We start from the raw sequence: 26,695 nt of genomic DNA on the forward strand, positions 1-26,695 counted from the left end.
ATTTTATGTAGTTACTTAATCATTGAATTTTTGGATATGCTTGTAAGCAAACTTTTTTTGTATCTATTGTGTTTAAAATCATAAAAACTTGTATTTTATTATCGATTTTATTCCATTTTTTGTGTGATATAAAATCTTGTATTGTGAGTTTTATTTCTAAAATTGTTATATTGTTTATAACCTATGAAAGTTCTATGTGTTTTTAAGGCTTATAAAATCGCTGTATTCTATGTATTAAACTTACATTATAGAATCTTTATTAAATAAATCAAGTCTAACTTCTTAAGCTATATTGAGACTATGCTTTTTAATACAAGTTAGAGCGGAAGATATCTCTTTTAAGATTCTGTAATATTTGTAGTCTTTAGTGTTTGAGTATTGACAGCTTCATAATTTATCATGTTGTGCTATTACTCACTTTACCCCACATGAGTTTGTATTTTCGTTTCACAAACTCCACTTCTTCTTGTGTCTTTTGTAGTTGCTGTCTTAGAATCTCTATGGTCTTTTTATCATCATCATAGATTTCTTGCATAGACACAAGCGCTTCTTTTAGAAAGCTATTTTCACTTTTAAAAGCTGCTATCGTCTCATCTTTGGAGCTTAAGACCTTATCATGCAAGCCTAAAATAGTAGCAATAGTCTTCTCTACAAACACAGGGTCTAGTGCGTTGCCATTCATATCAAGTGAAACTAAGCGATTTTCCACCTTTTTTATAAGGGCTGATGTGCCTGTGCTTGCTTCGACATAGATTCTGCCATTTTCTTGCTTACTCTTAATTGTCTTATCTTTTATTAACTCTGCTACTTTCTCTTTCTCCAAACCCGATAGCCTTAAAAACTCATCTAAAAGTAGCCAAGTCTCTTGCTTTGTGTTTGCATTGGCTTTTACTATTTGCTGATATTTTTCTTGTTTAGATTCTATTTCGTCTTTAATTTCTGTTTTTACTTTAGTATCTAATTTTCCTTGAGATTCTACTTTTTCTGGCGTGTTAGAATCTAGTGTTTTTGTTGCTTGCAGGGTGGCAGCTTGAGTTTGGCTATTTATGGTGGCTTTGTTATCTTTGAATGTGCTTTGGGCTATTGTTTGTTTAGAATCTTGTATTGTTTTTTGCGGTTTTGTAGTATCACTTTCATCTAAATAGTCTTGCATACTCTCTTTAATTGTCTTTGCATGAGATAGATCTGGAGTGCTACTCTCAGTACCCATATCGCCATCAAGGATTTTTTGCGTTTCTTTCACATACGCACGAAGTGTGTCTTGCTCACTATCTTTTATGAGAGAATTGCTTGTTGTATTACCATTTTGCATACTCTCATTTTGAATGCTTTCTTGCATTTCTCGTATTGTCTTTAAGCCTTGTAATTGCAACTTCTCCTGTTCTGCCATAACTTTCCCTTTTTATAAGCTTTTAGATTTCACTTTGTATGCTTTGTGTATCTTTTTCTAGCTGACTTGCACGATCTTTTCTTTCTTTTACAAGAAGCTGTGCTAGATTTGGATATTGTGGCAGAAGAGATAGAATCTGTGATGCAAAAAAAGCAGCATTAATCGCCCCAGCCTTGCCTACACTCATAGTAGCGACAGGGACTGCTTGTGGCATTTGCACGCTTGATAAAAGCGCATCTAAACCATCAAGCACACCACCTGCAAGTGGCACTGCTATAACAGGTTTTAAGGTGTGTGCTGCAATAGCACCTGCCAAGTGTGCTGCCATACCTGCCGCTCCAATAAATACCGCCGCTCCGCGTTTTTCTGAAGTCAGCACAATCTCTCTTGTTCTCTCTGGTGTCCTATGAGCTGAAGATATATGCACTTCAAAAGGGATTTCAAACTTTTTTAAAATAGCAATGCACTCCTGCATAACCTTCCAATCACTTTTACTTCCCATAATAATCACAACAAATGGCATACAACACCTCACATAGAATATTCACTTGTATTTTACTATAAAAAAGTGTGTATGTGTAATTTAATGTAAAATTTAGAATGCGTTATATAAACAAACACGCATTAAGAACTTGTTTTGTGGTTTATTTTCAAAAGGCTTGCTGAATGTTTAGCTACTTTTAATTAGTCTCTATGGGTTGGCAGCTACTACATGCAATATCAATATTCAACCAATAAGAAAAAATTATGCTATTTTCTTACGATAAAAGTAATGCAGTGGGATATAGATAATACTCGCCCAAAAGCCTAAATACCATAACACAAAGCAGAAATGTGTGTGAATATAGCTATGAGATTTACCAAGCACAAACCAGCTTATTGCAGGTAGGGCAAAGCATATAAGCAAGGCGATATAGAAGTTTCTGTAACTTTTATTAGATTCCACGAGACAAACCAGCATACTCACTCCAAGTAAAAAAAGCAAAAAGGGCTTACTGAGATAAATCTTTATAACCTCAAAGGCATTTGCAGTAAGTGATGGGGCATAACCCGGGTGAAAGTCCTTAGGATTACCACCTGTCATTCTGCGTAAAAAGTCATTGTGATAAATATCCGCAAATCCAGCCCATAAATCCCCACCACCGCGGATATAAGTATGGATTATAAAGGTAAGCAAAAACCCCACACAAGCAAGGATAAAAAGCCCTAAGCCATATTTGAAAGCTCTTTTTGCTGGCATACTAAGAAAGGGGCTTTGAGAGCCTGTAAGCACCCCATAGATAAAGCTTACAATAAATGGACTAAGAGAAAATAGAATAATGCTTGTAAGAAACTCATAACTCATACTTGCACGCAGGGCTATGGCAAACATATAGGCTAGGCAAAATAGAGTGAGTGTGATTTTAGAGAGTTTATTTTGTGTTGCTGCCACTCTATATAAGCTAAAGGCAATAATTGCAGGGAGAATCCAAAAAGCAAGGCTAAAGTAAAGACTCCCGCCAAATCTTGCTATCCAGTTATCTGTAAAAAGAGACAGAAAGAATATAATCCCAAACACCCTGCCAAAGATTTTGCCTAGCAAAATTGAGCATACAAGTAACGCCATTGCACCAAAAAGGGCATTAAGCCAATAGAGAGCTTTAAAGCTTGTGAGATTAAAGGTTTGATAGAGCCACGCATAGAAAAAGCCCTGCACTCCTATGGTCGATTTGTAATGACCAAAAGAATGTGGGACAATCCCCTCATTTAAGATTCTTAATGTCCCATTGCCATAAGTATCCTCTATGCCCTTAGCACCAACAAAGCTTAGCCCATATCCCTCCAAATCATAGCCATATTGCAGGGCTAAAATTGTCGCTGGGATATGACTCTCCACATCGGCAAATCTATTTGCTTTTGTGTAGAAAATGCTACTTGTAACAAGTAGGACAAAAACTCCCCCAAGTAGCATATATGCCCTATTTCGTGCGATAGAATCCACACTCTGCAGAAATCGTGTAAAAAGATTGTGTAACATTGTTTGCTCCTTTGTATTTTGTTTATTAGCTGTTTTTCTCATTCGGCTTATTTTATTTTTCTAGGATTCTAGGAATTGCGGTGGGGCTGTGGTTGTTTTGTGCGATTTTTGGGGTAGGAGTTACCTAAGGCGGTAATGACTACCCTAAAAATCGCACAATCGTTTCGCATTGCCTACCCAAGACCGAATCCTATGCCCTATGCTTTGCCGCTCTCTTGGTAGTCATAGTCTGTATTAATATGCCACAAATCACACTCCCTGCCCAAAATCTTATCCGCACACATAAGCCCCATAAGAATGCTATGGTCTTGATTGTTATACTTAAAGCTGCCATTTCGCCCGATGAAATACAAGTCTTTAAAGTCATCTAGGGCTTTGTAGATTTTATGGAGATTGTCTTTATAGCCCCGCTCATACACGGGGTAGCTTTTGTGGATTTTTAGCACGCTGGTGTTTTTGATAAGGCTAGAGTCTGCTACAAGCTTAGGTTCTAGCAAATCCTTTTTTGCCATCTCGCTTAGGGCTTTATCATCTAGCTTCCACAAAGGCTCATCATCATTTGCCCAATACTCAAGGCATAAAATCGCTGAGTCTTGTCCGCATTGTAAATCTTTAGTCCAATTAGCGAAGTTGGTGATTCTGCCGGTGGAAGTATCCTTGCTATGCACATAAATCCAATTATCTTTAAATAGCGTTGGCTTTTGCGCGCTTTTGGCGGATTCTGCGGCGGGGGCTTGCTCATTACCGCTTAGGTAAATCCCTTCGCCCCCGCCTTGAAAGCCACCAAAATCATCGCAAAATCCTTCCGCCTGCGACTTGTTTAAACTTTGAGCGTTTTGGGCACAAAAGCTAGAATCCAAATTTCTGTCATTGCGAGACACTGCGGAAGCGGTGGCGTGGCAATCCACACTAGAATCCCCTACTTCTACATAAACTAAAATCGTGTTTCTAAATTTTAACCTCCCCGCCAATGCCTTCACACTAGAATCTAGCTCTTCTAGCGACAACACCATATCCCTAAAAGGTGCGGTAGAAATCACAATATCCCCGCTAAACTCGCCCTTGTTTGTAGTAATACCCACCGCCTTTTTGCCCTGCGTTTTAATGCCTAGCACTTCAATATCACAATGCACCACGCCGCCGCGTTTGATAATCTCTTGCTTCATATTTTCATACACCACGCCACAGCCCTTTTTGGGGTAGCTAAACTCATCAACCAAAGTCTTATGCTTTTTGCCCCCACCGCCAAAAAATGCGGACTTTATCGCTTCATAGAGATTAAGCCCTTTAATGCGTTGTGCGGCAAAATCCGCATCTAGCTCACTGCACTTAATCCCCCAGAGCTTTTCTGTGTAGCTTTTAAAAAATATGCTATATAAGCGATAGCCAAAGGCATTTGCCACCCACGATTCAAAGCTATCGCCTTTAAAAGGGCTAATTTTTGCTTTAATATAGCTTAGGACACAAAGGGCAGATTCTACAAAGCCAAGCTTAAAAAGCGCGTCAAACCCACGCAAAGGATAGTAGAAAAACTTGCGGTTATAAAAGATTCTAGTCAATCGTGAGACTTTCTCATACTCGCCATTTGTGTGAGAATGCCAAAAGTCATTTAAGCGTTTATCTTTGCTAAAAAATCTATGCGGTCCAATATCTACAATTTGTGAAAATAGCTCTATGCTTTTACTCATTCCGCCAACTTGTGAATCTAGCTCAAAAATCTCTACACTATATCCATTTTCACTTAGCACTCTAGCCGCGCTAAGCCCAGCCGGTCCTGCACCGATGATTAAGACTTTTTTATTTTGTCTCACTTATTATCCTTTCTTGTAAATTTAATAAAACTAAAATATTTATGCCCCAAATAGTTGCAGATAAAGCCCACGCCCACACCGCTAATGTGGGCTACAAACTCTAAATGTTTTTGATGAAGTAGGAAGCTTTTGTGTGGGGCTAAAAAGGGGCAAGATTGTATAAAATCCTGCAAAGTTGTATAAAAACTCTGTAAAAGCCAAAGTGTCCCCACACTCACAAATAAGGCAATAAGTAGCCCAAAAAGAGCCACAATACTAAAGCGGATAAAGGCTAGTCTTAAGCTTATATTGCGAGAAAAGATATACCTTGCGGATAAGGCGAAATTCACAAAATGCCCTAAGATATAAGCGATAATCACACTGCTTGAAAAGCTTATATAAAAGCTTAGAAAATGCCTTGAGATGAGATTGACAAATAGGGCTAGAAAAGCGACACAAACATACTTTATTAACTGCATTAACTTCCCTTATTTAATAGCGTGGGTTGCTATGCCAAGCAAGTGCTGAAGATAGGATTGTCTCAATATCTGCAAAATGTGCCTTCCAGCCTAGAATCTGCTGTGCCTTAGAGCTATCGCCAATGAGTGTGGCAGGGTCGCCCTCTCGTCTAGATTCTATGGTATAGGGGATCTGTCTGCCACAAAGCCTAGAAGCACACTCTAGCAGCTCAAAGATAGAAAAGCCCTCCCCATTGCCAAGATTAAAGGCTTCGCTTTTGCCACCATTTAAGAGATACTTTAGGGCTAGAATATGTGCGTTTGCCAGGTCATCTATATGGATATAATCCCTTATGCAAGAGCCATCTTTTGTAGGATAATCATCGCCATAAATGCTTAAGCACTCTCTCTGCCCCAAAGCAGTCTGTAAAAGAAGTGGGATTAAATGCGTCTCTGGGCTATGAGATTCACCGATATTAAAAAGCATACTCGCCCCAGCGGCGTTAAAATAACGCAAGATGACATACTCTAGCCCATAAGCGTGGCTAAAGTCTTTTAGCATATTTTCTACCACAAGCTTTGAGTAGCCATAGGGGTTTATGGGATTTTGCGGATGGGATTCTGTGATGGGCAGATGCAAGGGGTGTCCATAAGTGGCACAAGTGGAGCTAAAGATAATGTTTTTGACATTGGCTTTACGCATAGATTCTAGGAGATTTAAGGAGTTTGCGATATTGTTGTAATAATACTTGCTAGGGTCTTTGACACTCTCACCCACATAGGCAAAGGCAGCAAAGTGCATAACTGCTTGTATTTGATATGTGCTAAAGATAGAATCTAGAGTAGCTTTATCGCTTAAATCGGCGTGGATAAAAGTGGTGTTTTTGTGGGCGGTTTGAAGTTGGCGGGATAAATCATTGTTGGAGTTTAAGTTAGATTTAAGATTGTTATAGAGAATAGAATCCTGTGTATTTGCCCCCCCCCCCCCGTTAAAATTTCGCTCTAATTGTGTAAGAAAATTTAGCACAGAATCTTGTGTGTTGGGTGTTTTGGAATCTAGATTCTGCAAAAATTCGCCCTTGTCTATACAATTTGAACGATTAGCTAAATTAGAGGGGTAGTCATTATCGCTTAGATAACTCCTACCCTCTAATTTAGCTAAAGCCTCCAAAGCCACAGAGCAATTGCTAGAATTTGTGGTTTTGTTTGCGTGGTTTGTTAGTGTAGAATCTAGATATTGCGATGAGATAGTAGGGCTTTTAGTAAATGGACTCGTATAAGAGAAAGGAAGTGGTGCATAATGTAAAGATTCCTTATGCCCATAGACTAAATTATCTAGCACAATGGTTTGAAATCCTAGAGTATTGAGCAGGGCATTTGCGTGAGAGCCGATATATCCCGCCCCTCCGGTTACTAGAATCTTTTTGTTTAGCATAGCTTTCCTTTTTAAAATTTATAACTAGCAAATTTATTGAGTTAATATACAGAATTATGTTATAACAGCAAATAATTATAACATAATTCTATGCATTATAGTAATACAAAAGCATGTGTAGTAGCACATAAGCTTGTTGCAAGGGTTAAACCTTGCAAATAATATAACATTCAAATAACAACTAAGAAATGCTTGCAAAGGTAAGATTGGAATTAACCTTTATAATTCTTGATAGCTTGTTGTAAGAGTTCAGCGGCTTTATCTGCTTCTTGGAAGTCTTTTACTTTTACCCATTTATCAGGCTCAAGCATTTTATATGTCTCAAAGAAATTCTTGATTCTATCAAGTGTAAGCTTTGGCAAATCCTTATAGCTTTTCACATCGCTATATGTAGGATCGATTTTATCAAGGGCAACAGCAAGTAGCTTTTCATCCATGCCGCCTTCATCTTCCATGATTAAAACACCTATTAATCGGCATTTAATGACAGAGCCAGCCTGCAGGGGATACTCATTTAACACCAAAATATCCATAGGATCATCATCATCTGCTAATGTATTTGGCACAAATCCATAGTTTGCAGGGTAATACACCGCTGAACGCATGATTCTATCCACTACAACCGCACCAGAATCTTTATCTATCTCATACTTAATGTCTGAACCAAAAGGTATTTCAATAACCGCATTAATCTCATTTGGGACTTTACCATAACTGATTTTTGTAAGATCCATAATCTCTCCTTAAAATTAAATTGGCTTGTATTATAACACTGCATTATTAACTAATCCATTATTTAATTTTATTCTAAAATATATATCTCTTTATGTGTATTAAACTCGCATTTTATGGTAGAATCTAGCCTTTTATTCAAGAAAGGATACTATGCGTTTTTATCTTTATATTTTTTGTATATTCTCTTTCATTACTGCTTTTATCGCATGTAATGATACCAAAATAGATTCAAAAACTACCACTTTAGATGAAGAAATATGGCTATTTAACACGCAATATATTAAGACTATAAATGAAACAAGTTGGGAAAAGCTATCTGTGAGTGCGTTGAACGACTTCACAGACTTTAAACTTGAATTTACCTATATATCCACAGGCAAACCGCAAACTTGTGGATTATATGCAAAAGGAATAGTTGCAAATGAAGCGGTTGGGAATAAAGAAAAAATACAGACAAAGATTCTCATGCGACCAAATCTTATACCAGATGCAGCTATTTGGATTATCCGCACAAATAATACAAGAGGTGGCATAAAGGTTGAAATCAGTGATATTGCCGCTTTTATAGAATCTTGTGGCGATGCACATCAGTATGCAGTTGGCATGTATGATTCTATTCAGTAAGAAAGCTTAAAATATAAATTTTTAGACTACAATATGATAAAACTTTAAAAAGGAAAATTATGGCATTAGAAACTACACATATAGAGTATTTTAAACAACTATTAGGTGAAGAAAACGCAAAAATAGATTCCTTGCATAAACTTGCATATAGCTATGATGCTACGCGTGAATCTAGAGAACCAGATATGGTGCTTTTCCCAAGAGATGAAAAGGATATTAGCGATATTTTAAAGTATTGCAATACTCATCTCATTCCCATTGTGCCAAGGGGGGCTGGTAGCGGTTTTACCGGTGGGAGCATTGTTGCAGATGGTGGCATTGTATTAGCCCTAGAAAAGCATATGAATAAGATTCTAGAACTTGATACAAAAAATCTTATAGTAAGAGTGCAGCCCGGAGTGATTAATAAGGATTTACAAAACTTTGTAGAATCTCATGGACTTTTCTATCCACCAGACCCCGCAAGTGAAAATCAAAGCACAATAGGTGGCAATGTCAGTGAAAATGCAGGTGGTATGCGTGCCGCAAAGTATGGAATCACAAAAGACTATGTTATGGCTATCCGTGCGGTGCTGCCAAATGGTAATATTATCCGTGCGGGTAAAAAGACGATTAAAGATGTGGCAGGATACAATGTCGCAGGGATACTTATCGCAAGTGAGGGGACACTCGCAGTCATTAGCGAAATCACACTAAAACTCATCGCAAAGCCAAAGATTACGCGTTCGGCGATGGGTATTTTTGACACAATAGAAAATGCGATGAATGCAGTATATAAGACAATGGCAAGTGGAGTTACACCAGTAGCTATGGAGTTTTTAGACAATCTTACAATCCGTGCTGTCGAGAGTAAGTTTAACAAAGGCTTACCCACTGAAGCTGGAGCAATTCTTATTACAGAAGTAGATGGTAACTTAGAAGAAGAGATACAATATCAATTAAAACTTATAGAATCTAGATTTAAAGAAAATGGCTGCGTTGAGTTTAAGGTAGCAAAAGATTCTAAAGAAGGGCAGGATCTATGGTTTGCAAGGAAGAATGCAAGTCAAAGCATTAGCATCTATGGTAAGAAAAAGCTAAATGAAGACATCACCGTCCCTCGTGCAAAACTGCCAGAATTACTAGAAAAAATAGATGAAGTAAGTAAGCGTTATGGCTTTAAGATTCCATGTTTTGGACATACAGGCGATGGTAATGTGCATACAAATGTCATGGTTGAAGACTTAAAAGATTTAGATAAAGGGCATGAAGCTATCACAGAGATTTTTAAAATCGCAGTTGAGCTAGAGGGGACTTTAAGCGGAGAGCATGGCATTGGACTTGCTAAAGCACCATTTATGAATCTTGCCTTTAATGAAGATGAAATGAATTTGTTTAGAAGTATTAAAAGTGCATTTGACCCAAATAATATCTTAAACCCAAATAAGATGGGATTGTGAGATTCTTTATTCCTACCCAAAATTCTAACCGACATTTTTTTCATTGTCAAGTCGTTATATTTACTCTAAGTTGAAATAAAAAAGGTGGGCTTGGCAAAATGTCCGCTCATTTTAATTGTAATTTATTTGCCTCCAAATTCCCAAAAAACCGATATTTTCTCTAGTTATATAAGTTTATAAGAGTTAGCTAGAAAAAAAATTTAAAAATTATATGCTTGTGTGTAATATTGTAACTTATATAAAGTGAGTTAGCATAAGTGGGTAATTGCATTTTATTGTGAGAGTAAAAATTCCCCTTGTGTGCTATGTTCTTAGTGATTGCAATGCGTAAATATGCTTTATAACCTAGCTTAAATAAAGCTTTATTTAAAACTTAAAAATAACTTAAAATTTCATTGTTGGAATCACAATTCTATCCAAAGTCCGCAAAATAGGGCATAAAATGTATATGTGTGTCAAAATTTGTGTCATCAGTGTATTTTTTGTGTCATTTATGTGTGATAGAAAATCTTAAAGAATGAGATAAGTTGCAGAGAGATTGAAATATTTTTAAATATTTAAAGCTTTGTGGCTTGTGTGATTGGCTCTTGTAAAGTTGTCTTGCTTTGATTGGCTTTTGTGTGAATGCAAAGGCTAGTGTGATTTATGTTTGCATGATTTAGGGTTTTTGTGTGTTATTTGTGTAATTTTGGCTGATATTCCACTGAAATAAGGCTCTAAAACTAAGCTACACTAGGCTACATTGTGGCTAGTTTTGCTTTTTTGATAGAAATTACACTTAAAACTACCATTAAACTTACATAAATGACTTACATTTTCTTGCAATTTTGTTAAATTCTCGCTTCGTCTGCTTCATTTCATAGTGTTTTTGTCAAAAAAACTCACAAACAATCTTTTTTATATGTTCTCTCTTATATATATTACTATCAACAAACATGTAAGATATAAAAATCTCGCAAAATGTGGCGTGTGAATTGTAGGGCTTTGAAAATGCAAAAATTGCAATTTTGGCTTTCAAATGTGGCGTGAATAAAACACTCAAACACAAAGACACAGAAACATTGATAAACAAACAAAAACGCATAAATTTAGATTTTGGGCTTTAAATGTGGCGTGTGAGCTTAGAAAGGGTCGCACTGGCTTAAATACAGATTTTAAACTAAAAAATGCAGAATCTAGCACACAAAAAACATATAAAACAAGATTCTACAACACATTTAAACACTAGCAAAAAAAACACTTAACACACCAAAATCTCTAAGTCTCTAAAGTATTCTTTCATCACAAACTTATCTTGACTCTTATCATTGACATAGTCTTTATTCTCAACTTCTACTAGGGCTTTCAATCTTACATTATACGAGCCTTCTTTATTAAAAGACTTTAAGATATTATCCTTTTGACTACTCACTTCGCCATCACCAAAATCCCACTCAACTTCTACTAACTCAATAGAGGTAACAATATGAAATCCTATCACTTCATCAATAGCTATAACACTCTTAGTAGCATATATCTCTAGTATAGTTGTATCAAAGTCTGTATTGTAGTCAGGTATTTGCACCTTTTTCCACTCATCTGTATAATCACTGATTGGAGCTTCACCTATTGCTTTGAGTGCATTCACGGTGGTTTGCTGCATATCATAGCTTTTAAGCAAGTCTGGTTTATTTGCATTTGATAGGACATTTTGATAGCTTACCATACAATTTGCTTTGTTTATCTGTGCGTTATCATTGGCACTTTTATGTAATACTTCTGCCTTGATTTTATCTTGCAGGGCTTGGGCTTGAAGTTGTGCTGTTTGCATTTTACTTGCTTGTATCTTAAAAAAGCTTTCTTTCACTTGATTTGATAGCATTGCTACTTCTTTTTTCTTACCTAGTATGCCTAAAGCACTTTGATTTTGTGCGTCTCTTGTAGCTACTTCATTTTGGTCTATGGTTAATGCAGTTTGGACTGCACTTTGAAATACGCCTAAAAATGTTTTAGCCATAAAATCACTATAAGCTAAAGCTTTTTGGTCGTCTGTAAAAGCATAGCTTGGCATATACTTTACAAAGCTATCTAAGGCGTCTTTATATATTTGACTATCTTTCATCTTAGCTTCTATAAAATCAAAATTCTCTTGGAATTTCTTTAGAGTGAGATTTTTTGTGTCTAACATGTTAAATCCTTTTTTGTCATCTTTTTATAAACTTTTACCTTTTTGTATGGTATAATCCTAGCAACTAGGAGTATTCGTGTTCTGATTCCCCGCTTAGAGTTCGGTCTAAGTTGAGTTTTTAGCTCTTGCAGACACACCTGTTTGTCGCAGGTAATGGGGTAGCCCTAGTTTTTTAATCATCTTATCATTTAAGCTTCCATTGATATTCCACGCAGTTACAAATTTTATTTTATTTCTACCTGTTAATACTTCTTCTATTGCGATAAAATGTCCATTGATTTGTTTAGCATAAAAAATATTTCCATTATCTTGCACTATGCGTAAATCGTGATTATTTGGCTTTGTAATGGCAGGATAATATGTTAAGATTTCATCAACATTAATCGCATTTTGCCCTTTTTGTTTTTCAACAATCTCATCACCATGCCTATTTAAAGCATGAGCTAAATGCTCTGAATCTATTTCCCTTGCAACCGCATAATTACCCTTAAAATCAAAATCTTTAGCAAGTAATTCTAGTTCAGCTTCATCTACCTTTGATATTATGAGTTTATCGCTTTTCTTTGGGTTATTTAAATCCCATGTGTTTATAATCTGTTTTATCTCATCTGTGCTTAAATCCTTTTCTACTTTACTTTTTGTTGGGATTGTATGCTGTTTGTTTTTCATTTCTACTTCCTTTTTACTAAACTTCCCCCTTACAATATCTTCAAAGTCATCACCATATATAGCTTTTAGTCTCTCTATTTCAGAATCACTTGCCCTGCCTAAAAAGCTATGCAATTCTGCCTGTCTTACTAGCATTTCATTCAAGCTATTTCTAAGCTCCGCTACACTCTCTTTGTTGGCAATCTCTTTTTCATAAGCCTTTTTTGCCTTTTCTCTTGTATCTTTTGCTTTTTGTATCTGCCCTTGTAATTCTTTTATATATTCATCACTTATAAGCTTATTGTAGCCATTATGAAATCTTTGCATATAGTTTTTATCTGTATATGCAGCATCTCTTACATCTAGTCTTATAGAAATGCTTAAAGCTTCATTTAAATCTTTACCTAAATAAAAGTCAATCATGCCGCTATATCCCTTTTTTGCTAAGATATTTAATCCACGATACTCACATATTACTTTAATGTTATCGCTAGACTTTGCAAAGTCTTGTATGATTGCATTTAGTTTTTCATTAGCTAAAGATTCAGGGCTTTTTTCTTTCTTTTTGTCTTTATCTTTTGTAGCCTTTGGTGTGTCTGTTTTATTATCTTTACTTGTCTTTGCCTTATTATCCTTAGCAAAGTTTATTTTCTCTTTTCCAAAGCTTATGGTAGTATTATCTTGTGTTTGCTTTTTAAAAGCTTCTAGTGTGTTTATATCCTTTTGCATACTAGATTCTAATTTATTTGCATTCTCTATTTTATTGTGATTATTTTTAAGGATTAAATCATGTGTGCTTATGGCATTCTCTACTTCATCAATGGATTTTACTATATTCATAGCTTCTAACTCTTGTTCCGCATTAGGGCTAGTCATAGCTTTTAGTCTGCCATGCAAGTTATCTTCGCTTATATCTTCTATCACTCTTGTTTTAAGGTTTGGGTCTTGTATTTGTTTTATTATCTTTGTTTTCTGCTCTAGTGTTTGAAGCATTAAGCTATCACTCATTTGTTCTGTTACATAAGTATAGATTCTAGCTTCAAAGTCAGGGACTAAATCCATTAAGCGATTACCTTGTCTTATAATCCTGCCTTCTCTTTGCTCCATATTAGCAGGTGTCCAATCTAGGTCTAGGTGATGTATTGCTGCTAGTCTTTCTTGGAAGTTACTCCCTGCACCCATTTTACTTGTGCTGCCGATTAATACTCTAATCTCACCACTATTAATCTTTTGAGATAGAGTTTCTTTTTTAATGCCCTCAAAGTCATGCACGAATGCTACTTCGTTTTCTTTAATACCTTTTTCTATGAGTAAATCTTTTAAATCATTATAAGCACTAAATCCATCACTTCCCCTTGCAATCTTGCTTTCTAAATCACTTGCTTTATCTCTTAGTTTTTCTAGTTGATTATCGCTTAGATTATGAGATTGATTTTGTATTACTGAATCTATTCTTTCTAATTCTTTTTGCCATTTCTCTAGTGTTTCAGGTTTGATGGGCTTTTTTGGCACTGAAGTATCTAGGAATACTAATTGTGTGCCTTTATGCTCGTTAAAGTCATTATACACTTCTAAGATATTATTAGCTGCTGCTGATATTTTTCCATTCTCATCTCTTTTATATGAAGAATCAATTAAACGCATATCAATACTTGCTTTATTAGAATCAGAGATAATCTTTAGCATATTATCCCCGCCTTTCTCCATTGCAGCTTGTGGATTTTCTTGTAAAACTTTTGCCCTTTTTTTCACACTCTCCATAAAATCTATTTGTGCTTGGTTTCTTTTTAATACAACAGGTATTCTTCTTACCTTTGGTTCTATAATCTTGCCACCTTCTTCTAGTATGGCTTTTTGCATATCTTCTTTAGTTACTAAGTCTGCAAACTTATAATACATAGCTTTTAATTCTGGCAGGTTTGAGAAGTCTCTAAGCCTTGAAGTGAGTTTATACTCCCCTGTTGCTTTCATCTCAAATTCACTACTAGCCCCTGCAAACATTTTACACCACTCATCAAACACATCTATGCCTTTAGCTTCTAAGTCTTTAGAGCCTAAAAATCTCTGCATTGTAAAAATATCACTGATAAAGTTTGTAATCGGTGTGCCTGTTGCAAATAGCACTCTATTATTAGGCAAATCTCTCATTTGACTTATTTTCATAAAGGCATCAATTGCCCTTTGTGAATCTGCACTTCCTATACCTCTTACATTTCTTTGAGCGGTAAATATAGGCAGATTCTTTAGATAATGTGCTTCATCAAACATTAAGGTGTCTATACCTAAATCTTCAAAGAATACATTCTGTTTATCATTGGCTACACTTTTAGCATAGTTAGTTGCCCTCTCTTCTGCTTTTTCTATGCGACTTTCAATAGAGTTTAACTCTCTTTTAGAAGCATTACCATCTTCTTTTAATTTCTTTTGTATTTGCCTTAAAAACTTGATTTCCTTTTCTACATAATCCTGAAAAGCACTTGGGGCTACATTCATATTTGTAAAAGCGGTATAGGTCGTAATGATAATATCATGGCTATTGTTTTTAAGACTTGCTAAGGCTCTGTTTTTATCTTTCCTTGATACTGCTTGAATAAGCTTTATATTCGCATTAGGATATAATCTCCTTGCTTCTGCTGCTATTTGTGGGGCTACATGATTAGGTAATACTATCATAGGCTTATTATGCACTTTAAGCCTTTTTCCCTCAATCGCAGAAGCTATCATTGTATAGCTTTTACCTGTGCCTACATCATGGGCTAAAAGAGAGCTTAACTCTTGGAAAAATCTAAATACTGCATTCTTTTGGTGTTTTCTTAACTCTATATCACTATTTGCCCCATGTAGTTTTAAATGACTGCCATCATATTTTCTTGCTACTTCTCTGTTAAAAGTATCATTATATTGCTTTTGTGCTATTTCACTGAAGCTATCATTATCTAGGATATATTGTTTAAACTCTCTTTTTAATTGCTTTTTTAAAGATTCTAGGCTTTGTGTTGCAATAGGGTCTCTATATATGATTGTTTTATCCTTATCACCTTTTATTGTCTTTTGCACGACTAGAGTTTTATTATTTAGCATATCCTCTATATAATCAATACCATTGATATATTCTACACCTGTATTTGCTTTGAAATCCTTGCCTGTTGCAATCATAAAGTCTCTATCTTTTAATCCATCAAAATTGACTTTCCAACCAACCCCATGTATATAATTTGTGTTAAGATAGTCTAGTCCTACAATCTCACTTAAAAAGCTATCAGTAATGTTTTTATCAAGCCAATTCGCCCCTAATGGTATTTCAATATGTGGCACTTCTATATCATCAGGTATAACATTCTTTAAATCTTCATAGGCTATCTTTTGATAATGAGCGATTGTTTCATCATCGCTAAACTTTGGTAATCCATATTCATCATGAAAGGATTCTAGTCTTGTCTTTACATCACCACTTAAGAATATATCTTTACTTAATCTCTCGCCATTATGGTCTAAATACTCTAGCTTTTTATCTAAAAACTCTTTTTTTACAGAATCTACATCGCTTCCTAAAAGGTCAGCTATCCTTTGATAATCATTATATCCAGTCTCATTTAAGCTTATATGCATGGCATCAGCTAGATTATCTGCACTCTGTGGTCTTACATAAGGATAGCTTATTCGCTTAGTAAAAATATCTGCCCTTTCTGCCCCTACTACTTTATTATTCTTTACAAGCGGTGCTTTTTCTAATGCAAAGATTTCAAAGCTTGTATCATCTACCATTTCAAAGAGTTTAAATCTAGGGGATACCTTTTTATCCTTTGTATAAAAGCTACCATTCTTACCCACTACTGCTTCATAATCACTATTTAGCTTTTGTCTTAATGCAGAGATTGTTTCATTACTTGCTTCAGAATCTAGCTCTGCTTTTTGTAAGCTTTTTAATGTGCTTTGCAATTCGCTTATCTTTGGGGCTAACTCTTTATATTCAGCTATTCTTTTTTCTATTGTTTCAGGTTTCCAAGTAACTTCTAGTGATTGTAGATACTCTTTTAAGTCAAGCTCATCATCACTTCCCCCATCATTTTTTATAAACTTATCTTGTTCTTTATCATATCTTACAGCACCCATTTGACTATCTGTAATATCTTGTGTAGTCTTTACTTCACTCTCTAAGTCTTTTAATGAATGCGTATTATTATCTTTTAGTCTTAATGTATCAAAATCATATTTTTTATTTAAATATGGCATTAAATCAAAGTTAGAAAAGTCAATGCCCTCTTTATTTATAACATGCACTATATCCCCAAATTGTCCTTTACCAACTTTCATTTCACCGAGAACATTTTGTGGGTTATCTACAAAGTATTTACTTACAGGTATGCCATTTAACTCTGTTGTCTCTATCCATGAGTTATCTAGCTTTTTAGCTTCAGCAGCACTCACCTTTTTAAATACAAGTATATCAGTCGTTACACTTGCATCTTTAAAAGCATTATTTGGCAGTCTTACTCCACCTAGAAACTTTGCATTCTTAGCTATCTCTTTACGCACTAAGTCATTACTAGAATCCATAAAGCTTTTTGTTACTATCTGTATGCTAATACCCCCAACTCTTAATTTATCAATACCCCTTTTCATAAAGTAGTTATGAGCCGAAGCACTAAAATTATCATCTCTAATAGTAAAGTTACTATAAGGGGGGTTGCCTATAACTAAATCATAAAAGTCATCTTTTGCAAATTTAGAGTTTTGAAATCCTGCATTATCTATCTTAAAGTAGGGATATATAGTCTGTGATAGTTTAGCAGTAAAAGGGTCTAGCTCAATGCCTACTACATTAGCATTAGAGTGAAACTGCCCTAAGAATCTACCACTCCCACTGCTAGGCTCTAGTATAACATGATTATTGTTTAGTCCTAAATCCTTAGCAAGTTTTACCATAGATTCTACAATAGGTGTAGGTGTGTAGTAAGCATCACCTGCCCTGCGGAATAAATAATCAGCATCTATCTTTGCTCCAACAGATTCACTCAAACTCTCTAAAAGCTTATTAAGGCTATCTAGTCTCTCACCTTTTTCTTTTATCACTTGATATAATTCATTACTTGCCTTACCAAAGCCTCTAAAATTACTCAAAATCCTTTTTTCATCATCAGTTGCTACTCTGCCACTCTTTAGTATATCATCAAGCAAACTAAGAGATTCTATATTTGCATCATATAGGGCTTTTTGTCCTTTTAAGTCTTGTATTTCACCGAGTTTAAATTCTTTATTCAGTGTTGCTAATTCTTCAGGGTTTAGAATGCCTGCTGGATTGCTATCACTTTCTATATTTTCTAATTCTTTTGGACTTTGTTTTTCTTTTGGTTTTTGACTTTTTTCTACTTTTGTGGTAGGATTAGGTTTAGCAAGTGAAATAGCTTCGGTAGGCTTTTGCTCTACACTATGTAGGGTAGTGGTAGCAGGTTCGACTCCTGCCCTTGCTTCTTTATATACACCTTCATTAAAATCATTTGTATTTACTTTTTTTGTAGTGATTAGAAAGTTGCCTTTTTCATCAGAGTTTAAAACAATTAAATTAATCTTATCTGTATTTATTTTATCTGCAAATGGGATAACAAAACCATCGCCACCGCCTGTGTAAGCAGTTTTTGCTTCATTTATAATCTGTGGTATTTCTAGCTTTTCTTCCATTCTTAAGGCTTGATTATATTGCCCTTTTCTATTCTGTGAAATATGCCCTGCTGTTGATTTTGTGATAAATACATTCGCATTATTATTATGATTTAGCAACGATTTTAATTCATCGTTAAGAGTTGCTATTTTCAAAACATCTGGGGCGTTTTGATACTCTTTTTTCTCAACAGATTCTAAAAATCCCCTTAACTCATCTTGTGTCGCAATTGGCAGATTATCTAACTCATCTTTTGAGAGTTTGCTTGTTACTTTTTTGCTTAATTCCTTATTTTTTTGGACTAACTTCTTTGTCTCTTTTGCACTTTTGCCACTTGCTTTTGCTTCATCTATTATTTCTCGTGTAGTCTTTGGTAATTCCTTGTCATGTTGAGCGTTAAGCGAAACATCTTTTTCTTGTGTATCTTTTGGTGTTGTTTGTATCTCTTGTGCGGCTTTCCAATCTAAATAATTATTCTCTTCTCTAAGTTTCTTTAAATATCCATTGACGGAATATACAAAACTATCCCCACTTCCTTTTGCAACTTCTTTTAAAGCACCTTTATACCACTCAACAAAGTCTATCTGTGTAAGTTCATTATTACTATCAAGTTTTCTTATATTATCTTGTAGTCTTTTGGATTCATCGAGTTGTTTAATATATTTTGCTAAGTCTTGCATAATGCTAGGGTTTTTGACTTCTTTTAATGCTGCAAACTCCTTACTTCCATCATCATATTCTTTTAAGAAATTATCGATTACTTCCTTATCAGTGAGTTTTTTGGGTTTTACTTGTGGTGTAGATTGTGTGTCTATGTCTTGTGTGGCAACTTTAGATTCTATATTTGTGTTAGAATCCTTTTTGCCTTTTTTCTTTAGAGATACATTTCTGTGTATTCTAGTCCTTGAGTTAGTCCTATCATCGTTTCCATCATGCTTATATCGCTTGTTGTCAGTCTCATCAGGTCTGATTCTAGCATTATGTCCTTGTGTATCTCTGCTAATATTAGCATTGGCTTCAATGTCGCTGCTGCTATGGCTAGAGTCATCTCGTATATCTCTTTTTTCATGAGTTTTTTCATTCCCGCTTTGTGCCATCTCTTTTGAGCTTGGTGAATACTCATCGCTAATTCCATTGTCTCTTGTGAGAGTTGTCTCTGTGTCCTTATTTTCTTGTGGATTATTGCTCGTGCGTGTAGTAATCCACTCAGTGTCAGCTCCATTCTCTCTTTGAGTAGCTTCATGTTGATTGTCTGTGTAGCTCTCTTTTGTGCTTGTTTCTTTGTCTGTATGGTTTGTTGTGTTTGAGTTTTGTTTTGTGTTTGCATGTGTATCCTTTATTTTTTGTGATTGTATTGTATCTTTAAATTTATTAACAATATGATTATTATCTAGCTCCCATTCCTTTAGACTTTTTGCAAAGTCTTCTGCAACGCCACTGCTAATCTTATTATTACTTAAAGCAATGCCTTTTTCAGTATTTTGAAATTCTTTAAAAATGCTTTTATCCCAATCAATATCCTTATTAGCCTTTAAAGCTTTAAGTATGCTTTCATAATCATCATATAAATCCCTATTTTTAAGCTTAAAGAAAATTTCCTTCATAGCGTATTCATCTAAATCGCTAAAGTCTTTATATTTCCTATCACCGCTTTTATTTGCATGTTTTAAGATTCTCTCAATTTCATCAATGATTAAATCTTGCCTAGATTGCAGGGCAGAAGTAAAGCTATCAAATAATTGTATTTTGTCTTTTTTGCTTAGATTTTTGCCTTGCATATTATTGATAGTTTCAAAAAAGCGTGTTGTATCTAAGCTTTCAAGGTGTAAATGTTGGTTTTGCTCTCTTATGCCTTCACTTTGATTTATTGCTTGTGTATTCTCTTGTGTTTCTTTTTGTGTTACAGGTTCTTGTGTGCTTTTAGATTCTATATCTTTACTTATTTCCTGTTTTGTGGTAGGATTCTGTGTGTCTCTGCTGGTGGAAGACAGGAAATCTGTAGAAGCTTTATGTGCTGAGGAATCTCGAAGCTCGGGAGACACTTTATCAATAAATACTTCTTTTGCATTTTTTAATTTATTTAACAAAGTATTATGTTTTTTTGGACTAAGTGTTACATTTAAGAAATTTTCCCCATAATCACGACTCACATTCACAAAAAATAAATTATCTGTCATTGTCCTTGCAAATATTAAATCGTTTTGCTCGTCAATAAACGCCGCTTCAGGTTTTGAAAAAGTTTCTCGTATTTGTGGGATATATTTTTCTCTACCATTTTCTACCAATTTCAATAAATCTTTAAAATTGACTTTAATATCTTTACCTATGGCTTCCCTTACTTCTTGTGGAATGCTTGGAATAAATGTATCATCTAAGCTTTTAAGGTTAAATGTATCTAGCCATTGTTGTTGCACTTCTTTTGTAAGTATATGTTCCTTACCCTTTTTGTCTGTAAAGTGAATGTCTTTTGGCTTTGTTGGGAACATCTCTTTTAACAAATCTTTATATGCTTTTTCAAACATAGGGTAAGTTGTGTTTGTGTGATGCCTTATAGTGTCAGCAACATTAAGCATTTCTTTGAAATATTCCCTTTTTAGCTCATTATCCTTAAACATATTTGCCATGTCTATAAATCTTTGTGCGGTAGTCTCATCATGCTGTAGATTAACTTTTAAGGCTTGCAGGGCTTCCCTTTCTTTATCCATAAATTCACTAAACTTTTCTGTCTGCCCTGCATTTATCTGTTCTATTAACTCTCTTTGTTTTGGCTCTTCTGCCACTACCTTTTTTATTGCCCTTCCCCTATCGCTTAATGCAAAGTCTGGCATATTTATTATTTCTTTGTTGTCAAGGAATTTATAGCTAAAAAGTTTGGGGTTGCTAATATCGTAATTCTCGTTTTCTTGCCAAACTCTCTTTCTCAAATCTTGTCTAACAAAGCTTTCATGTTGCAAAGGCTTAGAAACTAGCACATTCCTAAACCTATCCACTTCTACTGCTTTATTTTCACTAGGTTTATTATATGGCAGCAGCTTTATCTCTTTTGTAGTGTTTTTAATCTCTTGCATAGAATCTAAAAAGTCATTAGTCTTAGCATTAATATCTCTTAAATGTGCTTTTAGGTTAGCATTAGCTTTATATGGCAGTGCTTTTATCTCATTGCTTAAAGGTTTAAAGTCTAATTGTGCTAAAGGCTTATTTAATGCTTTTGTAGTATTTAGAAACTCTTTATAAAGATTATGAAATATAAAGTTCTTTATAGCTTGAGAAGTTAAAGGCAGTGCATTGCCTTTAGAATCTACAATAATGCTAAACGGCATACTCATAAAGTCTTTAAAGCTTTTGTCTAGCTTTTGCAAGGCGTGTAGTGTCTCTTTATACTCTAATAGCTTTGTTTCATTATATGCTAGTAGTTTAGTGTCTTGTGGTGTGTTATAAGGGATTAAAGCATTATTTGCTTGTGTGCTGTTATATGGGATTAAGCCTTGTGTATCTTGTTTCATTAAGTTTGTAGCAAAGCTTGGTTTAGTTTGTGTTTGTGTTGGGACTAAAAGATTACTAAAAGCATGGATTTCTTTTTTAGTCTCTGCATGAGTATTTAAAAGCATTAAAGCCTTATTACTTGTGCTTAATTCACTCTCTATATCTTTTATAGCTTCTTTGGTAAAGCTAATATCATCTTGTATTTGATGTAATACTCTTTGTGTTTGTGCTATAAGTGTGCTATTTGTCTTTAAGATATTGTTATCATCAAAGGCTTTAAAGCTTTGCAAGTCTTTCTCTAGCAGTTCTCTTTTTTGTAATAAATGATTATATTGTGAATAGGCATTCTCTAGTGTCTTTTGAGTAGGTTTATCTAGCTGTATTTCCCCACTCTCTATTTTTCTTTGAAACTCTTGCATACCGAGTTTATCAAACTCTACTTCCATTTTATAAGTTGCTTCATTGTCAAAGTCATCTATTTGTCTAGTAGGCATGAAGTTAGGATTAGATTCTATAACTTCCCTTTGTATAGTCTCTATATCTTTTCTAGCTTCACTCAAAGCATTATCTATAACTTCTTTTCTCTCTTGTAATTCTTGTTTATTGGCTGTGATTGCAATTTGAGTTTCTTGTGCGTCTTTTATGGTGTAGAAACTTGCTATATCATCTTTGTCAAATTGTGTTTTCCAGTATTCTAACTCTTTTAATACCTTGCTTGTTTCTTTATCTTCTTTTGGCAAGTTCTTAGAGATAGAATCTATACTGACATGTATAAAGTCTTTTGTATCTCTTGCATAACGCAAGGCTTTGCCTAATTGGTCTTCTAAGCTTTGATGTGCTAGATTTTCACTTAAAGCCCCTGCAAATCTAGCCATTATCTTATGCACGAAGTTATAGAATAATAAAAGCGTTCTACCAAATAATCCATTAGCACTGCTTATTAATACATTTGCAGGTTTGCTTCCTACACTTCGCTGTATTGCTTGTAAAAACTCATTATCGCCATTATATAGCCTTTGTGCTTGTTTGAGATTTGAGACTAGATTCTTTAAGCCTTCATCTGTAATGCTATGTTCTATCTTCTCTAAATCTTGTATTAATTCCTGCCATTTAACCGCCCTAAATTGTCCATTCCCATTGGCTATATTTCTTTGTATGAGTTCTTTTATAGCTTGGGCTTGTAAGTTTGTATCAGTATTATTTGCAATGCGATTAAAGACTTTGTTATTAAAGCCTTCTTCTCTTTGTGCTTGTTTGAGTATAGCTTTATTAAAGTTATCTTCGCTTAAGTCTTTTTCTCTCTTTTTAGTCTTTACACTATCTTTATAGAAATCACTCTCTTTAAACTTCGCATAGTCTGCATACTCTTTGTTTATATCTTTATAATTCTTTAAAAGCTTTGCTGTATTAATGCCACTTTGCTGTGCTATATCTTGCAAGGCATTCTCTACTGCTGAATCTATCTCTTTATTAATGGCTTGTAAATGTTTGAAACTTGCATTTTTAAAATCTTTACTTCTTAATATATCATTGTAGTATTTGCGGATATTGAGTAAATCATCAATATTTAGATTTGGCTCTATGAACTCAAGCATATCATCATCAAAGCTTTTAATACCCCTTGCTTGTAGCTTTTGTAGCATTGCATTAATAGTCTGCCCTGCGTTTGTTACATGTGGGATACTCTCTTTTAAATCCATTAAAATATCAGCTATTTTTGTGCCAGTGCTACTAAAATTGATATTATCAAGTGTCCTTTTAATATCATATTCTACCTTACCATATCTATCCTTTAAGCCTTTTGCATAGCTAGAATCCATATCTTTAAACATTCTTTGCGTAAGGGCTTCACTCTCTATGCTTTTTGCTACTTGTGCTGCCCTTTTATCTATAAACTGCCCAAAGTTTAGTGCAAGTGTAGGATTCTTAGCTAATACACCACTTAAAGCAGATTGCAAAGCTTCATTTTGACTTACAAAGCGTAAAAACTTCTCTCTTTCATGTCTTGTAGCCTTGCCCTCAAACATATCTTGCATTAAACTCATAATAGGACGATTAGATTCCATACTTGTAGTTTGAAAGCTTTCAAACTCTTTACTTAAGGCTTCTAGCTTGTCTTTACCTTTTGTCATACTCTCTTTATTGATAAACTTTTCATACTGCCAAGCGTTTTTAAGCCTCTCTAGCTTAGGAATGCTTGAATCACTCTTATAATCAGCAAGACTTTTTCCATTTAAAAACTCTTTTTGTGCGGCTTCTTTTATAGCCTCTCTCTCGTTATTATCAAGTGCATTTTTAGCTAGGAAGTTTGTAACTGCATTTACATTGCCATTTGCTAACTTTTGAGTTTCATTTACAATCTTATTGCCAATTCCACTTAAGCCATCAAGGTTAGCATTTTTAATAGCCTTGTAGCCTTGCTTTATACCAGCTCCAGCACCTACTATAATAATATCCCCTGCTATGCTTAATGTAGCTGCTTCTGCTGCCCTTTTTAATCCGCCATCTTTATTTTTATAACCTGTCGTCCATGAGTTTATTTCTTCATCTGCAATAGCACCAGCCGCAGCACCCACAGCAGCTCCAGCACTAGAATATACTCCAGCCTTTGCAGCAGTCTGCCAATAATTTTTGCTCGGTTTTTTAAGGGCTTTTTTAAGTCCCCACCAAGCCCCACCTAAAGATGAAGTAATTTCTGCGGCACTATCATGTATTCCGTGCAGTATGCTTTCTAAAAAGCCTTGTTCTAACGCTTGATACTGGTCGCCCTTTCTTATAACTACCTGTCCGCTTCTTGTTAGTGCTACTTCATCTACATCTTTAAAGTTATCATCTGTTTTTAAAATATATTCTAAATCATTGATATAGCTTTGTGCTAATTCCATATTTTTTTCAGGCTCTTTAAGAAGATTGAATACAAATCTGCCATAATCATGCTGATTTTTCATCGTCATAGCTTTAGCGATTAAATCACTATCTGCTAAGACTTTAGCAGGGGAGTTATCCCATTCTTGTTTTAGCTTAGTGATTGATTTATCCAAGTTTTCCCATGCTTTTGCTTCTTTAGGGCTGCCTTGTGCTTCTACATATTCTATTAATTTATCTCTTGTTTCCTTATCCCATATCTCTTCTGCCTTTTTACTTGCTACTAGTGAGTTTTGAAGGCTTCCTACAAAGGTTAAAAAATCATCATAATCACTGCCTTCTTTTCTGCTTTTAGCTATATACTCCCCCATACTAGTATCACTCCAATTTGGCAGATTATATTCATCTAAGACTAATTCAGCCTTATTTTTAAAGGCATCTCTTGTCATTCCATGAAAAATAGTATCAGCCGCACCTTCAAGTGTCATAGCTGCCCCATCTAATGCTAATTTAGTCAAACCACCTGCAGCATTTCCTGCCGCAGCGGCATAATTTCCTTTATTGAAATTATCAACTACATTTATATCTTGCCATGTTTCTTGCAAGTAGTTAGGCTTTAAACGCTTTGCTATCTCTTTGTTATATTCTTGTTGTGTAGCGTCTTTTTCATCTTTATGCCTACCTTGTGTTTTATTAACCTTATCTAAGCCTTGCTTTAAGGCTTTATCTATTTCTTCTTTTTTTAATATGCCAAGTTGCCTATCAACACTTAATCCAGCTTTATTTTGTTCTATTGAGTTTTCAACTGAATCACTACTAAACTCGTCTAGCACTTTATCTTTCAATAAATGATTAAACCAACCATTAGCATAGCTTTTATCTTGCTCTCCTTTCATAAAATCTCTTTTTTGTTCTGCAAAGGCTTTAATGCTATCATTGCCTATTGTATTTTTACTCTCTTTATCATCAACAGAATCTAGCCCACTTGCATTGCCCTCACTTCCTTTAAACTCTGTCTTAATCCCTACATTACCGCCCTTATTATAAAACTCTGCCAAACTTGCATAATCTTTAATGCCATTATCTTTTAATATGCCATATTGCATATATTGGTCTAAAATATCTTTATATGCTTTAGAGTTTTCCCCATGTATCTTTTTAGCAGTCTCTAGGGCTGCTACTGCATTATCTATTATGTTATATCTTTGAAAGACTTCATCATCTATATTTGCATTACTATCGAAATTTTCTAATAGCCTTAATTTTGCTGCCATAGCTAGTTTATGATTGCTAAACTCATGCGGTTTGCCTAAGAATGCAGTTGTATTTCTTGTATATGCTGATTGATTAAAGTTTGTTGCATACTTTGTAGATTCTATCTCTCTTTGTAGTCTGCTTTTTTTAGGTGGTGTTTGTATTTGTGGAATCTGTGTTTGTTGTGGCATTTCACTTTGTGGTTTGAAATCTTTATCACTACTTAGGGCTATTTGAGTATTAAAGGGCTTTTGTGTAGTCTGTGTGTTATTTGCGTTAGTCTTTGCTTGTGTAGGTGTGGTGTTTGTATGTGTTTGTGGTGTTGTATTGTTAGCTTGTGGGAGTGTATTTTGGTTTGTTTGCATAGATAAGACATTGCTACCCATACTGATAGCATTACCGATATTTTTTTGTGTGTTGCTATGTTGTGGATTTTGTGTATTTTTTGTGGAATCTGTGTTAATTTGTGGGATTTTTCCTTGTGGCAATTTTGGTGGTAATTGCAATGATTGTGTTGTTTGTGTATTCTGTGTGCTTAGATTAGGATTAATGGTAGTATCTTGTGATTGTTTTAAAAGGTTTGTAGTCTTTAAGCTTTCAAGTGTATTGTTAATGAGTTTATTATCATTTTCTGCTTGTGTTGGTGTGAGTATGTATCCCATGCAATGCCTTTTTTAAGTATTTGCATGAGAATAGCAGATGTTAAGAATTAAATATATGTCGGTTATTAT

11 protein-coding genes are annotated in these 26,695 nt (G+C 34.8%); 2 read left to right on the forward strand and 9 right to left on the reverse strand.

The window, feature by feature from the left end:
* Positions 1 to 397: 397 nt before the first annotated feature.
* From XJ32_RS01505 to ppa, 7 genes are all read right to left on the reverse strand, one after another.
* A complete protein-coding gene (locus XJ32_RS01505; RefSeq protein WP_027338353.1) occupies positions 398 to 895 on the reverse strand; it encodes a DUF3972 domain-containing protein in 498 nt (165 codons plus the stop codon).
* 517 nt (positions 896 to 1,412) lie between these two features.
* Positions 1,413 to 1,913, reverse strand: a complete 501-nt coding sequence (purE, locus tag XJ32_RS01510) for a 5-(carboxyamino)imidazole ribonucleotide mutase (RefSeq protein WP_077388124.1) — start codon at positions 1,911 to 1,913, stop codon at positions 1,413 to 1,415.
* 222 nt (positions 1,914 to 2,135) lie between these two features.
* On the reverse strand, positions 2,136 to 3,407 hold the full coding sequence (locus tag XJ32_RS01515) for a hypothetical protein (RefSeq protein ID WP_077388125.1): 1,272 nt from the start codon (positions 3,405 to 3,407) through the stop codon (positions 2,136 to 2,138).
* Positions 3,408 to 3,604: 197 nt separating this feature from the next.
* Positions 3,605 to 5,218: an FAD-dependent oxidoreductase gene (locus tag XJ32_RS01520; protein WP_077388126.1), complete on the reverse strand. Its 1,614-nt coding sequence runs from the start codon at positions 5,216 to 5,218 to the stop codon at positions 3,605 to 3,607.
* Entirely contained in the window at positions 5,215 to 5,676 is a 462-nt protein-coding gene (locus tag XJ32_RS01525) for a GtrA family protein (protein WP_002957209.1), read from the reverse strand. The genes XJ32_RS01520 and XJ32_RS01525 overlap by 4 nt, the downstream gene beginning before the upstream one ends.
* A gap of 13 nt (positions 5,677 to 5,689) precedes the next feature.
* Positions 5,690 to 7,090 carry a UDP-glucose 4-epimerase GalE gene (galE, locus tag XJ32_RS01530; protein ID WP_077388127.1) on the reverse strand — a complete coding sequence of 467 codons (1,401 nt, stop codon included), beginning with the start codon at positions 7,088 to 7,090 and terminating at the stop codon, positions 5,690 to 5,692.
* A gap of 212 nt (positions 7,091 to 7,302) precedes the next feature.
* On the reverse strand, positions 7,303 to 7,824 hold the full coding sequence (gene ppa / locus XJ32_RS01535) for an inorganic diphosphatase (RefSeq protein ID WP_077388128.1): 522 nt from the start codon (positions 7,822 to 7,824) through the stop codon (positions 7,303 to 7,305).
* Positions 7,825 to 7,975: 151 nt separating this feature from the next.
* Here ppa and XJ32_RS01540 point away from each other — a divergent pair, with 151 nt between their 5' ends.
* Positions 7,976 to 8,449: a hypothetical protein gene (locus XJ32_RS01540; RefSeq protein ID WP_077388129.1), complete on the forward strand. Its 474-nt coding sequence runs from the start codon at positions 7,976 to 7,978 to the stop codon at positions 8,447 to 8,449.
* Between the two features lie 59 nt (positions 8,450 to 8,508).
* Positions 8,509 to 9,888, forward strand: coding sequence for an FAD-linked oxidase C-terminal domain-containing protein (locus XJ32_RS01545; RefSeq protein WP_077388130.1), 1,380 nt, complete (start codon positions 8,509 to 8,511; stop codon positions 9,886 to 9,888).
* A 1,240-nt stretch (positions 9,889 to 11,128) separates the two neighbouring features.
* Here the strand turns inward: XJ32_RS01545 and XJ32_RS12560 are convergent.
* Together XJ32_RS12560 and XJ32_RS01560 are read right to left on the reverse strand one after the other, a co-directional pair.
* The gene (locus XJ32_RS12560) at positions 11,129 to 12,055 is read right to left on the reverse strand and encodes a PKD domain-containing protein (protein ID WP_020995884.1); all 927 of its coding nucleotides are present in this window, start codon (positions 12,053 to 12,055) and stop codon (positions 11,129 to 11,131) included.
* Positions 12,056 to 12,160: 105 nt separating this feature from the next.
* Positions 12,161 to 26,626, reverse strand: coding sequence for a helicase-like domain-containing protein (locus XJ32_RS01560; protein WP_077388131.1), 14,466 nt, complete (start codon positions 26,624 to 26,626; stop codon positions 12,161 to 12,163).
* Positions 26,627 to 26,695: the final 69 nt, after the last annotated feature.

This window comes from Helicobacter bilis, assembly GCF_001999985.1.
GTDB lineage: Bacteria > Campylobacterota > Campylobacteria > Campylobacterales > Helicobacteraceae > Helicobacter_A > Helicobacter_A rappini.